Annotated in this window: 15 protein-coding genes; 9 read left to right on the top strand and 6 right to left on the bottom strand. The window is 52.7% G+C overall.

The genetic code is table 11. The annotated features are described in order from the left end of the window. Nucleotides 1–24: 24 nt before the first annotated feature. Nucleotides 25–264, bottom strand: coding sequence for a DUF1435 domain-containing protein (locus tag HII27_RS12845; protein WP_185668241.1), 240 nt, complete (start codon nt 262–264; stop codon nt 25–27). A 229-nt stretch (nt 265–493) separates the two neighbouring features. Between HII27_RS12845 and HII27_RS12840 the strand changes: the two genes are divergently transcribed. Both HII27_RS12840 and fhuF read left to right on the top strand, forming a co-directional pair. Then, a complete protein-coding gene (locus HII27_RS12840) occupies nt 494–1,558 on the top strand; it encodes a GGDEF domain-containing protein (protein WP_185668240.1) in 1,065 nt (354 codons plus the stop codon). A 101-nt stretch (nt 1,559–1,659) separates the two neighbouring features. Next, a complete protein-coding gene (fhuF, locus tag HII27_RS12835) occupies nt 1,660–2,448 on the top strand; it encodes a siderophore-iron reductase FhuF (RefSeq protein ID WP_185668239.1) in 789 nt (262 codons plus the stop codon). A gap of 40 nt (nt 2,449–2,488) precedes the next feature. Here the strand turns inward: fhuF and HII27_RS12830 are convergent, their stop codons facing one another. Continuing rightward, nucleotides 2,489–3,832 carry a PTS sugar transporter subunit IIC gene (locus HII27_RS12830; RefSeq protein WP_185668238.1) on the bottom strand — a complete coding sequence of 448 codons (1,344 nt, stop codon included), beginning with the start codon at nt 3,830–3,832 and terminating at the stop codon, nt 2,489–2,491. A 337-nt stretch (nt 3,833–4,169) separates the two neighbouring features. Here HII27_RS12830 and HII27_RS12825 point away from each other — a divergent pair, with 337 nt between their 5' ends. After that, nucleotides 4,170–4,628 (top strand): YbaK/EbsC family protein, encoded by a 459-nt coding sequence (locus HII27_RS12825; RefSeq protein WP_185668237.1) that lies wholly within the window; start codon nt 4,170–4,172, stop codon nt 4,626–4,628. Here HII27_RS12825 and bglJ read toward each other — a convergent pair. The 4 genes from bglJ to pobA all read right to left on the bottom strand — a co-directional run bounded on the left by bglJ (nt 4,625) and on the right by pobA (nt 8,360). Continuing rightward, nucleotides 4,625–5,299, bottom strand: a complete 675-nt coding sequence (gene bglJ / locus HII27_RS12820; RefSeq protein ID WP_185668236.1) for a DNA-binding transcriptional activator BglJ — start codon at nt 5,297–5,299, stop codon at nt 4,625–4,627. The two genes, HII27_RS12825 and bglJ, sit on opposite strands and share 4 nt — an antisense overlap. Continuing rightward, entirely contained in the window at nt 5,260–5,985 is a 726-nt protein-coding gene (locus tag HII27_RS12815) for a helix-turn-helix transcriptional regulator (RefSeq protein WP_185668235.1), read from the bottom strand. Before HII27_RS12815 ends, bglJ begins: the two co-directional genes overlap by 40 nt. A gap of 287 nt (nt 5,986–6,272) precedes the next feature. Further along, nucleotides 6,273–7,172, bottom strand: a complete 900-nt coding sequence (locus HII27_RS12810) for a helix-turn-helix domain-containing protein (RefSeq protein WP_223883215.1) — start codon at nt 7,170–7,172, stop codon at nt 6,273–6,275. A 3-nt stretch (nt 7,173–7,175) separates the two neighbouring features. Then, nucleotides 7,176–8,360: a 4-hydroxybenzoate 3-monooxygenase gene (gene pobA, locus HII27_RS12805; protein WP_185668234.1), complete on the bottom strand. Its 1,185-nt coding sequence runs from the start codon at nt 8,358–8,360 to the stop codon at nt 7,176–7,178. Between the two features lie 278 nt (nt 8,361–8,638). Here pobA and HII27_RS12800 point away from each other — a divergent pair, with 278 nt between their 5' ends. The 6 genes from HII27_RS12800 (at nt 8,639) to opgB (ending at nt 14,313) form a co-directional block, all read left to right on the top strand. Beyond that, the gene (locus HII27_RS12800) at nt 8,639–9,415 is read left to right on the top strand and encodes a threonine/serine exporter family protein (protein WP_185668233.1); all 777 of its coding nucleotides are present in this window, start codon (nt 8,639–8,641) and stop codon (nt 9,413–9,415) included. After that, nucleotides 9,406–9,879, top strand: a complete 474-nt coding sequence (locus tag HII27_RS12795; RefSeq protein ID WP_185668232.1) for a threonine/serine exporter — start codon at nt 9,406–9,408, stop codon at nt 9,877–9,879. Before HII27_RS12800 ends, HII27_RS12795 begins: the two co-directional genes overlap by 10 nt. A 114-nt stretch (nt 9,880–9,993) precedes the next feature. Next, nucleotides 9,994–10,533 carry a primosomal protein DnaT gene (dnaT, locus tag HII27_RS12790; RefSeq protein ID WP_185668231.1) on the top strand — a complete coding sequence of 180 codons (540 nt, stop codon included), beginning with the start codon at nt 9,994–9,996 and terminating at the stop codon, nt 10,531–10,533. A 2-nt stretch (nt 10,534–10,535) separates the two neighbouring features. Then, complete coding sequence (gene dnaC / locus HII27_RS12785) at nt 10,536–11,273, top strand: DNA replication protein DnaC (RefSeq protein ID WP_185668230.1); 738 nt, start codon at nt 10,536–10,538, stop codon at nt 11,271–11,273. A 68-nt stretch (nt 11,274–11,341) separates the two neighbouring features. Beyond that, nucleotides 11,342–11,833: a DUF2501 domain-containing protein gene (locus HII27_RS12780; protein ID WP_185668229.1), complete on the top strand. Its 492-nt coding sequence runs from the start codon at nt 11,342–11,344 to the stop codon at nt 11,831–11,833. A 185-nt stretch (nt 11,834–12,018) separates the two neighbouring features. Then, complete coding sequence (gene opgB, locus HII27_RS12775) at nt 12,019–14,313, top strand: phosphatidylglycerol--membrane-oligosaccharide glycerophosphotransferase (RefSeq protein WP_185668228.1); 2,295 nt, start codon at nt 12,019–12,021, stop codon at nt 14,311–14,313. Nucleotides 14,314–14,441: the final 128 nt, after the last annotated feature.

The following is a 14,441-nucleotide window of genomic DNA, read 5'->3' as shown; positions in this document are numbered from 1 at the left end:
TAGTTCCCCCCCCATTTTTGATAGTCATCCCATTAGCTTTACATTCATTGTTATCAGCACAAGACCGCCAACAAACGCAATGCATGACGGTAACAGCACAAAGTGACGTAACCGACGATGCCATATCATCGCGCCGCTCAGCAGCAACCCGCACACGATAACGCCGCGCCAGACGTCAAGCGACAGCCCCATCGTGCTCAATATGGCGATTGCACTTCCCGAAATCAGTACACCCCAGCCGCTACCTATCGTTCGTTGCAACATGAATCAGCCCATCTAAATGATAATGATTACCAATATCATATATTGTATTTTGTCAATTGTCTGCTCATGCGCTAAGGTTTCATAATCATTAATGACATGTATATTGTATGGTGATAACTTGTACAAAAAATAGCATGTCTAAATAAATAGAATTTGCGCTTTGCATTCATGAATTATTCTTGTTTTTGATGCATTTACTTATATTAAAGGCTGACTACAACATCCAACAATGACAGTACAATCCTGGCGCACCCTGCGTGCGCAAAAATATCAGCTAACGTTCCGGCTATTTTTGTTTCTGAATCTGGTCTCATCGACGCTGTCCGTCTTCAGCCCGATATATAACGTTAATATTTTTCCACTACCCGCAATGCTGATAGCGGTGGGCAGCAGCGTGCTGCTAGTATGGAACTGGCGATATACCAGCATAAAACTGAATATACTAATAGTTTCGGTTATATTCGGCTGCTTATGGGGCTGGCATATTTTAAGTAAAACTTTGGTGCTTGCTTTACCTAATGACAATTTCCAGATGGTAGCGCTTTTCAGCGTACTATTTGTCGGTACCATTGCCTTTTCCAATAATATTGTCGCCTTTTCCCTCCATTCAATGCCGACCTTTATTGTGTGCCTGATAACCAGTCCTTCCGGAGAATGGTGGAGAATGGCCTACTGTATGGCGCTGCCGTTAGTTGGCATCGCTATTCAGCATGTGATCCAGCGGCGTAACGATAAGTTCGCGCAGGGGCTGATGTATAAACTACTGGAAGAGCGCGAAACGCTGAACGGTCTGAGCATGCTCGACCCGCTGACCGGGCTCTACAACCGCCGCGGGTTCCAGTTCCGCCTGGATTCATTAATGTCGATAGGCAAGGCGCAGCACTCCGTCCTGCTGCTGGATATTGACCACTTCAAGGCCTACAACGACCACTACGGCCATATGATGGGCGATCAGGCTCTGATGCGCGTTTCGGCAGCGATTAGAAACGCCGTACGTTCCAGGGATATTGTGACGCGCTTTGGCGGTGAGGAGTTTATGGTGGTGCTACCGCACTGCAGCATTGAGGCCGCGATGCAGACCGCCGAGCGTATTCGCCAACACGTATACGATCTCAAAATTCCGCATATGTTCAACTCCAGCGTGGCAACCCACGTGACCATCAGCATCGGCGTAGCCCCGTTGGAGGATAACAACATTGATCAGGCCATGCAGCGCGCGGATAAGGCCCTGTATGAAGCGAAAAACATGGGGCGCAATAACATCCTGACCTACGAGCAGGCTCCCGCCGTCTAGGTTCACAAAACGCGAGTGCAGGAGACAAACTTCTTGCGCTCGCTTTTATCTATAGCTAGTATTGCTAATCATTATCATTTAGATTTGAATCCAGCAACGCTATGGCTTACCGTTCCGCTCCGATCGCCGATGACCTTATCTGGCGCACGCCGATTCCCTCAAAGGAACAGGCGTTCGCAGAGTCAGTGCGCGCCAAAATAGCCGAACTGCGTCCGCACCTGCTGGACATGTTTCGTCTGGGCGAAGCGGCCCCGGATTGTGCCAGAACCCTCAGCGAATGGGCAAAACCGACGGAGCTAAGCTCCTTGCTGGCCGTCTATTCCGATCATATCTACCGCAATCAACCAACCCTGGCGCGAGAAAATAAACCGCTGCTTTCCCTTTGGGCGCAATGGTACATCGGCCTGCTGGTGCCACCGTTGATGCTCGCGCTGCTGACTGAAGAATCCGCTATCTCACTTAGCCCTGACCATTTCCGCGTAGAATTCCACGAAACCGGCCGTGCGGCCTGCTTCTGGATCGACGTACACGCTGACGTTCGCGCCAGCCAGAAGCCGGCCATCGAACGCATGGACGATCTGGTGAGTCAGGCGCTTATGCCGGTTGTGCAGGCGCTGGAAGCAACAGGAGAGATTAACGGCAAGCTCATCTGGAGTAATACCGGCTATCTGATTAACTGGTATCTCGGCGAAATGAAAACGCTACTCGGTGAAGAGCAAGTCAACCTTCTGCGTCAGCGCTGTTTCTTTACTAGCACGCTGGCCGATGGCCAGGATAATCCGTTATGGCGAACGGTAGTATTACGTGATGGTCTGCTGGTGCGTCGCACCTGCTGCCAGCGTTACCGCTTGCCCGACGTTAAACAGTGTGGCGACTGTACGCTGAAATAAACAACGGGGCTTTCGCCCCGTTATTTTTTGCTGCTTTCTTTTACGCTGCCTGCTGACTCTCTTCAGCCGCACGCTGCGCTTCTTCGTTTTCCTGCTCTAACAACTGTTTTTCATACACTTTGAAGAACGGATAGTAGATAACTGCGGAAACGCAGGCCAACAGCACCACCAGAATCGCCGCACGGAAGTCCCAGCCTAAAGCCCATGCGCCGCCAATAGGTGCCGGTGCCGTCCACGGTACCACTGAAATCACGCGACCAATCAGATCCAGCTTCATCGCCGCCCACGCCAGAATCGCGTTGACCATCGGTGCCAGCAGGAATGGAATGAAGAACACTGGGTTCATCACGATTGGGGTACCGAAGATAACCGGTTCGTTGATGTTGAACAGGCTAGGCACCACGCTCAGACGGCCGATAGAACGCAGGTGGGCTGAACGGCTACGCAGGTAGCAGAACACCAGCCCCATCGTTGCACCGGAACCCCCGACCACGATGAAGAAGGTCCAGAACGCTTCCATAAAGATGTGCGGCAGCGGCGCGCCCTGCGCCAGAGCAGTCTGGTTCAGGCCAAGGTTAGTCAGCCAGAACATCTGCAGCATACCGGAGACAATCGCCGCCCCGTGGATCCCTGCAAACCACAGCAGGTGACCAATCAGTACAGCCAGCAGAATCGCCGGTAAGGAGTCAGCGGCGGAAACCAGCGGTTTGAACACGGACATGATGGCTTGCGGGATCAGCATGTCGAACTGGCTTTGAATAAACAGGCTCAGCGGATAGAGCGTCAACACCACCACCAGCACTGGAATCAGCAGGTCGAAGGAGTTTTTGATCATCGGCGGCACCTGATCCGGCAGGCGGATCCCGATGTTACGGACTTTCAGAAAACGCATCATCTCCACGCAGTAGACAGCAACGAGGATCGCGGTGAAGATCCCAGTTCCCCCCAGGCTATCAACCGGCAGATGGCCGCTGGTTTTTGGTGCAGCCACCAGCAGAAACGCCATGATGGAGAGCATCGAACACATGAACGGATCGAGCTGGTTGCTCTTTTCGTAGTGTTTACCGAGGTTATAGGAGATAGCCGCGCAGATATAGATAGACATAATGCCCATCGTCATATCAAACGGCGTCAGAATGCGGCCTTCAAACTGCTTAGCGAGATCTAACCACGCACGGGCAAAGCCCCAGGTGGTATCGGGAGAAAACGGTGGGTAGGCGAAAACCAGTAAAAACGATCCTACAATCATAAAAGGCATGGCAGAGATAAAACCATCACGAATCGCCATAACGTGACGCTGAGAGGAAATTCGTCCCGCGACCGGACTAACGTAGTTTTCTACAAAACGGAATATCAGATTAAATGCAGCGTGATTAGCAGACATAACAGCCCTCCTGACAGGCTTTAGACGTCAACACAGCAACAACGATTTTGCCGACATGCAACTGGGCGTACATTGAAGCATCAGGTGTTACGGGTCTGCGACCTGCAATGATGTTCATACCGATACAGTTCATACACGGCTCTTATTATAGATACAAAGGAAGTTACCCCCGCAGTATCAATCGCCTGATGAATAACCGCAACCGGTTACAGTAACCGGTTGCACTGATTGTGAAGGAGATCCAAAAAACAAACAATTTTTGCACAACTTAGCCGCTTTATTTACAACCCAGGTAACTCTATGACAGAGTGACTCGCCGAATTATCAGGAGAGAAGCATGAGCCTACAGTCCGTAAAGACATTCTTTGCCGAGCACGCGCCCGACATCAGCATCATCGAGCTTGAGCAAAGTACCGCAACCGTTGCGCTTGCCGCTGCCGCGCACCGCGTTGAGCCCGGACAAATCGCCAAAACGCTCTCGCTGAAGGTTAAAGACCGCGTCATTCTGGTAGTTGCGAAAGGAGATGCCCGTCTGGACAATAAGAAGTTGAAAGAGACTTTTGGTGCGAAGGCTCGCATGCTAAGCAGTGATGAAGTGGTGATTCTCACCGGTCACCCGGTCGGTGGGGTCTGTCCATTTGGGCTGGAGAATCCGCTGGCGGTGTACTGTGATGTCTCGCTGCAGCAATACGAAGAAGTTCTTCCTGCCGCAGGAGCCATACACAGTGCGGTACGCATTTCGCCGGAGCGAATGGCTAGCCTTACCGCTGCTACTTGGGTGGATGTCTGCCTCTAGCAAACAGGCGAGGTGCTGGCATCATTTATATCGTGTAACGACACCAGCAGGTCGGCGGCGCTCAGTAGCTCAATATCGGAATTCACTCTCAGCTTCGTCATCGCATTAAATTTGTGCGCGCGAATGGTTTTGATATTCCGCCCCAGTTGCTGAGAAATATCCATCAACGAATAGCCGTAGGTCATGTAACGCAGGATCAGGTTCTCGGTCGGGCTGAGAAAACGATTTTCACGCTGGGCAGCGGAATCCTCCATTGCTTCACGAACCTCTATCGCCTCTTCCAGCAGCTCGAATACGCTATGCCGTAGGTCACTCAACGTTTCGGATTTACTGAGCACACCGTGAATATAGGTTGGCGACAGGTGCCGAATCAGCGCCGCTTCATCTTTATCGTTAGCCAGAATGATGCGCATCACCTCAGGATGATGATTGGCAATCTCGCCCATCAATAACAGGCATTCAATACGAAGTTCACGCGTGCCGGAGAGACAATACATGACGCCATCAAACGGCCCTTGTTTGACCGCCAGCTTAAATTCAGCAATGCTGCGAAAAAAATGGAAAGTAAAATGCCTACCACGAGCGCTCATCAGTAGATGGCGTAGCCCTACCGCCGTCACATTACAATGCTCTATGATAGCGATGCGCTGCTTCCTGCTGCATTTTTCCATTCGACTTGCTCCCCGTAGGCTGAATAGAGATTGAGTTCCTTCATTCCCTGATTGCTGTTGAGCCAGGCATACATTTCCGCATTACTGCGCAGAGACAGGCGGCGCATCGCACTATTTTTTTGCGCGCTAATGGTTTTATTACTCTTTTTCAGCAACGCGGCGATTTGGTTAATCCCCCATCCTTTCGCCAGCAGTCGCAGTACTTTCCGCTCGGACAGTGTCAACATAATGAGTCGTTGATTATCATCATCACCGTCCGCATCATGCTGCAGCGAAAGCAGCATTTCACTCACGTTATCCGTGCTAACATTCTCCTGTTGAATGGCTTTTACCACCCGCTCAACGGAGTCTGATTCGGAAAGCAGCGTACTTTCCGGACGCATTAAAAATTCAACGGCTAATGCGTAGTACTGGCGGCTAATCATAAATATCCAGTGAATATCACGATATTGCGATAGCAGCGTATAGTATTGCTCGCAGAGCGCACGCGGGTTGCCAATATCGCCAGAGAAATCAACGATAACCACATCAGTACGGCGAAGTTGAAGCAGCGTTAACTGCTCGAGAGACTGGCAAAAATTGAGCTCATAATTCGGGAAGTGCATTCGCATGATGGAATTCAGCCCAGACTGCATAACCGGTATTTTGCTGATAATCACTGCGAACTTGCAGTACTCTGGCGTCATATAACCTCCGTATCCTTTCGAAGATTCGTTTCCTGAATATGTTTTTATTTAATCAAATAAGCGTATTCGCAGGAAATGAATCCATCCATTTCTATTTCCCTTTAATAGCGGCATAATACTCGTCGGTTAATTATCAAATAAACCTGACCGCTGTATGACTTTACCTGTGAGATGATTTCATCTGGTTAGCAGGACTAACTACGACAGTATGGCATATCAATGTAAAAGAGGTTGCTTAGAAAATATTAAAGTCTCAATAAGTAGAATTAAACATTCAAAAAAACAGCCTACTCAGATAGTTCCATTTTCATTTTGAATTCTTTGGGCGTCACCCCTTCCCGCTTGCGGAAGAAACGCGAAAAATAGGTCACATCACTAAACCCCAGATAATCAGAAACCTGCGTGATGGTCATGCTGGTGTACTGCAGGCTGCGCTTTGCTTCGAGCAGCAGTCGCTGATGTAAAACGTTCAATGCGCTGGTACCGTGATATTCACGGCACAGGCAGTTCAGATGGGTGGTGGAAACCCGGAGCTTTTGCGCATAGTCGGCCAACGATAAATGCTCACGGTAGTGGCTCTCAATCAGCCGGCTAAACTGGCGTAGCACGCTGCGTTTCCGCTCGCTGTTATCCTTCACCACGCCTCCCGCCTTGCCCTGACGATTGAGCCAGACCAGCAGCGCGCTGAGTAACGAATAGAGCATCATCTCCCGCGCGTCGTGATCCTGGGTGTACTCTTCCAGCAGCGTAGCAAATAGAGTACGGATATGGTGGCCGGAACGTTTGACCGGAATACAGCCGGGCTGGTTCAGCATATCCAGCGGTTGCCCAAACTGCGTCTCCAGACGGCTTAACAACGGCAGCGCAAGCGAGAGCACGTAGCCTTGCGTCCCCGGCGAAAAATGAAAGCCATGAACGCAGAGCGCGGGAACGACCTGAATAGAAGATTCGTTCACCACCAGGCGTTGTCCCTCTATTTCTATTTCAGCCTGCCCTTTGTGCAAATAAAGCAGTTGCACCAGTTCGGCATGCTGATGAACCCGAATATGCCATTCATAGAGGCTGCTCCGTTTATGGATCGATTCACAGTGCAGCAGGTCGGGTGTCGGCCAACCCATATGCTCGCCATAGAGCTTAAATACCGGCACCATCTCCGTCATATTCGCTTCGACACCCGCTCTTTTCATTCTCTACTCCACCGTTTCATAAGGCAGCCCCACGTAGTTTTCAGCAATCGTTGTCAGTCCCGCCTGCGAGCTGAGATAGTACTGGCGATCGGCCTCCTGCATCTTTCTGGCAAACGGGCTCTGGTCCTGAAAATCATGCAGCAGATGGGTCATAAACCAGCTAAAACGTTCACCTTTCCAGACCCGGTTCAGCGCCAGCTGCGAATAACGGCTCAGCAGGTCGGCGCGTCCATTCTGGTAATACTGCCGCAGGATACGCCACAAATAGTTCACATCCGAAACGGCCAGGTTCAGCCCTTTGGCCCCGGTTGGCGGCACAATGTGTGCGGCATCGCCAACCAGGAACATCCGCCCGTACTGCATCGGCTCCACCACATAGCTACGCAACGGTGCGATGCTCTTCTCAAGTGAGTGACCAGTCACTAACTTTTGACTCAGCTCGTCCGGCAGACGGCGCTTCAGCTCACCCCAGAAGCGTTCGTCAGACCATTGTTCAACGCTGTCGGTCAACGGAACCTGCAGATAGTAGCGGCTTCTAGTTAGTGAGCGCTGACTACACAATACAAACCCACGCTCATGATGCGCGTAAATCAGTTCCGGGTTGACCGGCGGCGTGTCAGAGAGCAGCCCCAGCCAGCCGAACGGCCAGATGCTTTCATATTCACGCAGAATATCGCGAGGAATGCTCTGACGAGAAACGCCGTGGAAGCCATCACAGCCGGCGACAAACTCACATTCCAGGCGGCAACGTTCACCGTTTTTCATAAAGGTGACGGAAGGCTTATCACTTTTCAGGTCGTGCAGCTCAACCTGCTCAACACCATAAATGGTCTGCGCGCCGCTGGCCTGCCGTGCTTCCATCAAATCACGTGTCACCTCGGTCTGGCCATAAACCATCACGCTCTTCCCGCCGGTCAATTCACTCAGCGGCACGGGAATACGCCGGTCGGCAAACAGGAACTCCACGCCGTGGTGAACCAGCCCTTCCGCCTCCATACGGCGAGCGACGCCCGCTTCACGCAGCAGTTCGACGGTACCGTTTTCGAGGATCCCGGCGCGAATACGCCCCAGTACATACTCGGGAGTCTGACGTTCCAGGATCACGGTTTTAATGCCCGCATTATGCAACAACTGGCCTAACAGCAGCCCGGAAGGCCCGGCACCGATAATGGCAACTTGCGTGTTCATGGGTGACCTCGCACTCTGGTTAATTATTTGTTTATTTCATGTATCAATAAAGTTTCAGAATGCATTTTTGATAAGTCAGAGGGGAAAAAGAAGGTCAGAATCCGTTCAAAAATTGCACTTTCGAACAGTTTTGCAAAAGTGTGGGCAACATCAACTCTTCAACAAAAGCGACTGGCCGCCGAATTTTTGCACATTGTTTGATCCTGGCCGGATTGCTCCCCCATGCTCTTCGGGTAAAAGTAGGTCATTACATCGGCGTTCTCGATACCAGGATCATTATGGAAGTAGATCAGTCAGAACAACGCATCGTCACACGGCTTTGTATTCAGTGCGGTCTTTTTTTACTCCAGCATGGGGCGGAGAGCGCCCTGGTTGAGGAGCTATCAACGCGTCTGGGACGCGCGCTGGGGATGGACAGCGTCGAAAGCGCGATCTCATCAAACGCGATTGTGCTAACCACCATTAAAGACGGGCAGTGCCTGACTTCGACGCGTAAAAATAGCGATCGCGGTATTAACATGCACGTGGTCACAGAGGTGCAGCACATCGTCATTATGGCCGAGCACAAGTTGCTGGACTATAAAGACGTCGGCAAGCGCTTTACGCAGATTAAACCGCTGCGCTACCCACGCTGGCTGGTTGTGCTGATGGTAGGCCTCTCCTGCGCCTGCTTCTGCAAGCTCAACAACGGCGGCTGGGACGGTGCGCTCATCACCTTCTGTGCCAGCGCTATCGCCATGTACATCCGCCAGGTGCTGACCCACCGCTCAATGCACCCTCAGATTAACTTTGGCCTGACCGCCTTTGTCGCCACTACCGTTTCCGGCCTGATGCTGCAACTGCCCGCCTTTCATCAGACCTCAACGGTGGCGATGGCGGCCAGCGTGCTGTTGCTGGTGCCCGGCTTCCCGTTGATTAACGCGGTTGCCGACATGTTCAAAGGCCATATCAACACCGGCCTGGCGCGCTGGGCAATTGCCAGCCTGTTGACGCTGGCGACCTGCGTCGGCGTGGTGATGGCGATGACGTTATGGGGGCTACGCGGATGGGTGTGATGCATTTTCTGTTTTTACTGGCGCAGGACGCCGTACTATCGGCGATTCCCGCCGTTGGGTTCGCCATGGTCTTTAACGTCCCGCAGCGTGCACTGCCCTGGTGTGCACTGCTGGGGGCGATCGGCCATACCTCGCGATTCGCCATGATGACCGCCGGGTTCAATATCGAGTGGGCCACCTTCCTCGCGGCGCTGCTGGTCGGCAGTATCGGCATCCAGTGGTCGCGCTGGTATCTGGCGCACCCTAAGATCTTCACCGTAGCCGCCGTCATTCCCATGTTCCCCGGTATTTCGGCGTACACGGCGATGATTTCTGCGGTCAAAATCAGCCACTTCGGCTATTCCGAAGAGCTGATGATCATGCTGCTGAGCAATTTCCTGAAGGCGTCGTCTATCGTCGGCGCGCTCTCTATCGGGCTGTCGATTCCGGGCCTGTGGCTCTATCGCAAACGCCCAAGAGTGTGAGGCATCGGCGGTACGGGGAGTGCCGCCCGCCCCATAGCTTGTGCTACTATGTGCACTATATACGGCGGTGCTTCCGCCCCCTTCCCGTTGTTTTTTCAGTATTGAGATAGTGTTATGTCTTCTCGTATTTTAACGCCTAACGTGATCGGTATTGACGCTTTTGTCGCCGATCCTGCTGCGATTCTTGCGCAAACTCAGGGCGGCGCGCTCGCCGTGTTTGCCAATAATCAGCCCGCGTTCTATGCCATTACGCAGGAACGTCTGGCGCAACTCCTGGCGCTGGAAGAAAAGCTGTCCCGACCGGGCAGCGACGTGACGCTGGATGCTCAATTTTTTGAGGATCCAACCCCGGCACCTATCGCCATCCCCATGGGCAAATTTGCCATGTACGCGGGCTGGCAGCCTGACGCCGAGTTCCTGCGCCTTTCCGCGCTGTGGGGTATCGCTTTAAGCGAGCCCGTTACGCCGGAAGAGCTGGCCGCTTTCGTCGCTTACTGGCAGGCGGAGGGGAAAGTGTTCCATCATGTACAGTGGCAGCAAAAGCTGGCGCGCAGCGTACAGATGGGCCGGGCCAACAATAACGGCCAGACGCGTCGCGATATCAACACCGTCAGCGAGCCTGACAGTCATATTCCACCTGGTTTCAGAGGTTGAGCATGAAAGACGTTGGTGAATTAATGAAGCGCCTGCAGAAAATGATGCCGGCGCATATCGAACCGGCATTTAAAACCGGCGAAGAGCTATTGGCCTGGCAGAAGGAACAGGGCGAGATCCGCGCCGCCGCGCTGGCGCGTGAGAACCGCGCCATGAAAATGCAGCGCACCTTTAACCGCTCCGGTATTCGCCCGCTGCATCAAAACTGTTCGTTTGAAAACTACCGCGTTGAAAACGAAGGCCAGATGAACGCGCTGGCGAAAGCGAGGCAGTACGTGGAGGAGTTCGATGGCAACATCGCGAGCTTTATCTTCTCCGGCAAGCCGGGCACCGGGAAAAACCATCTCGCCGCCGCCATCTGCAACGAGTTGCTGCTGCGGGGCAAATCGGTGCTGATCATTACCGTGGCCGATATTATGTCCGCCATGAAAGAGACCTTCGGTAATCGGGAAACCAGTGAAGAGCAGCTGTTGAGCGATCTCAGCAATGTCGATCTGTTGGTGATCGATGAGATCGGCATGCAGACCGAATCACGCTATGAAAAAGTGATCATCAATCAGATTGTCGATCGCCGTTCTTCGTCTAAACGCCCGACCGGCATGCTCACCAACAGCAATCTTGATGAAATGAATAAGATGCTGGGCGAGCGCGTGATGGATCGTATGCGCCTCGGTAATAGCCTATGGGTGATCTTCAACTGGGATAGTTATCGCAGCCGCGTCACCGGTAAAGAGTATTAAGATAAATCCGGTGAATGATAAGCGTATACTCATCACGCCAACTTTTAATAGCACACACGAGTACACCCATGAAATCAGTAAAATCGATGCTTTGCCGAGTTATTATTGCCAGCGCGTTTGTGTCTACCGCTGCGGGCGCCGTATCGTTAAATGATCTGAGCAGCGCGGCTACCCAGCTTACCGGCGGTAGCAGCTCGTCGCAGTCTGGCGGCACGTCGCTCTCTTCGCTCACCAGCCTGCTTAACGGCGGCAGCCAGTCTCTGAGCTCCAGCAGCATGAACAATGCGGCGGGGATCCTGGGCTACTGCGCGAAAGAGAAGCTGGCCTCCGTCACCAACGTCGACAACGTGAAAAACCAGGTGCTGGATAAACTGGGTCTCAACACGCAGGCAGAACAGAAACAGGATACCGGCTATATGGAAGGTATTCAGGGTCTGCTGAACGCGAAAGATGGCCAAAAACTCGATCTCGATAGCCTGGGCAATACTGAACTGGGCAAGAAAGTGAAAGCAAAAGCCTGTGATTTCGTATTAAAACAAGGCGTTAACTACATTTCCTGATGTTTTTCCTGCGGCGAGCGCCCTGCTCGCCGCAGATTTACCGCTCAAAAAATATCCATTTCTAAACCAATTCCGAATAACAGCACACTTTCGCTACGATAGAATTGCAGACAGATGATGACACAATTACATTGTGAAGTTAACTTCTGTTCAGCCAGAGACCCTGGCGCTGTTGAGGATGTGTAGTGTCAGAGTTGTTATCCCTCGTGCTTTTTCTCGCTTCCATCGCCATCTATGCCTGGAAAGCGGGGCGTAACAAATGGTGGTTTGCTGCCACCCTAACGGTACTGGGCCTGTTTGTGGTCCTGAATATCACTCTGTACGCAAGCGACTACTTTACCGGTGATGGAATCAACGACGCCGTGCTCTACACGCTGACCAACAGCCTGACGGGTGCCGGCGTGGGCAAATATATTCTGCCGGGCATCGGCCTCATCGCCGGGCTGATAGCCGTCTTTGGCGCGCTGGGCTGGGTGCTGCGCCGCCGCCGTCACCATCCTCATCACTTCGGCTACAGCCTGGTGGCGCTAGCGCTGGCCGTGGGCTCCGTGGACGCCAGCCCGGCGTTTCGCCAGATTAGCGAGCTGGTAAAATCGCAGTCCCGCGATGGCGATCCCGACTTCGCGGCCTACTACAAAGAGCCGTCGAAGACGATCCCGAACCCGAAAATGAACCTCGTTTATATCTATGGCGAAAGCCTGGAACGCACCTATTTTGACGATCAGGCCTTCCCGGACCTGACGCCAGAGCTGGGTTCGCTGAAAAACGAGGGGATCGATTTTAGCCACACCATGCAGCTGCCCGGTACCGACTACACTATCGCCGGTATGGTCGCTTCGCAGTGCGGTATTCCGCTCTTTGCGCCGTTTGAAGGTAACGCTTCCGCCTCGCTGTCGAGCTTTTTCCCGCAGAACATCTGCCTCGGCGATATCCTGAAAAACTCAGGCTATGAAAACTACTTCGTACAGGGCGCCAACCTGCGCTTTGCCGGGAAAGACGTGTTCCTGAAATCGCACGGCTTCGACTATCTCTACGGTGCTGAAGAGCTGAAAACCACCGTCGCAGACCCGAACTACAAGAACGATTGGGGCTACTACGACGACACCGTGCTGGATGAAGCGTGGAAGAAATTCGAGTCGCTGTCCCAGGAAGGCAAACGCTTCTCGCTGTTTACTCTGACCGTAGATACTCACCACCCGGACGGTTTTATCTCGCGCTCCTGCAACCGCAAAAAGTATGAGATCGGCGGGAAAACGAACCAGTCGTTTAGCGCCGTGACCTGTAGCCAGGAAAATATCGCTGAATTTATCAATAAAATCAAAGCATCGCCGTATTTTAAGAACACCATTATCGTGGTCTCTTCTGACCATCTGGCAATGAAAAACACCGCCTGGGACTACCTCAACAAACAGGATCGCAGCAACCTGTTCTTTGTGATCCGCGGTGACCAGCCGGACGAGCAGGACGTGGTGGCGGTAAAACGTAACACGATGGATAACGGCGCGACGGTGCTGGATCTGCTCGGCGGCGATAACTTTATCGGCCTTGGCCGTAGCAGCTTATCTGGCCAGTCACTCTCGGAAGTGTTCCTCAATATGAAGGAGAAGGTGCTGGCCTGGAAGCCAGACGTTATTCGCCTGTGGAACTTCCCGAAAGAGATCAAAAGTTTCTCTATCGATACCCAGAAAAACATGATCGCCTTCTCCGGTAGTCACTTCCGCCTGCCGCTGCTGCTGCGCGTCTCCGATAACCGTGTTGAACCGCTGCCGGAAAGCGAATACTCCGCGCCGCTGCGCTATCAGCTGGCGGATTTCGCCCCGCGCGATAACTTCGTCTGGGTCGACCGCTGCTACAAGATGGGCCAGCTATGGTCGCAAAATCTGTCACTCTCCACCGACTGGTGCGTGTCTCAGGGGCAGCTTGGCGGTGAGCAAAAAGTGCAGCACGTCGATAAAACCCAATGGAGCGGCAAAACCGAGTTTAAAGATACGGTGATCGACATGGTGCGCTACAACGGTAACGTGGATTCGCTCAAAACCGTCGACAACGATATTCGCTATAAGGCAGACAGCTTTATCTTCAACGTCGCAGGCGCGCCGGAAGAGGTGAAATCCTTCAGCGGCATCTCCCGTCCGGAGTCATGGGGACGCTGGTCCAACGCCCAGCTCGGCCAGGAAGTGAAGATTGAGTATCAGCACCCGCTGCCGAAGCGCTTTGATTTGGTCATTACCGCCAAAGCTTTTGGCCCGAACGCCGATAAGCCCATTCCCGTTCGCGTCGGCAACAGCGAGCAAACGCTGACGCTGGGCCACGAGGTCACCACCACGACGCTGCACTTCGATAATCCCTCCAGCGCCAGTACGCTGGTCATTGTGCCGCCGGACCCGCAGTCAACCAATGAAGGGAATATCCTCGGCCATTCGCCTCGTCAACTCGGGGTTGGCATGGTCGAAATCAAGGTCATCGATGCCGAGGGGTAACAGCGGCGCGCTTTCATAGGGGGTATACCACCCCTTATGAAAGCATATAAAGCTTTATAATCATTAAAAACCAGCTCAAATAACCATATAAATACTATTTGTATTTATAAATATACCGCAAAAATGAG

Origin of the sequence: Kluyvera sichuanensis, from assembly GCF_014218705.1 — a bacterium.
Lineage (GTDB): Bacteria > Pseudomonadota > Gammaproteobacteria > Enterobacterales > Enterobacteriaceae > Kluyvera > Kluyvera sichuanensis.
The sequence above is the reverse complement of the archived record's forward strand: the minus strand, read 5'-3'. Positions and strand labels throughout refer to the sequence as shown.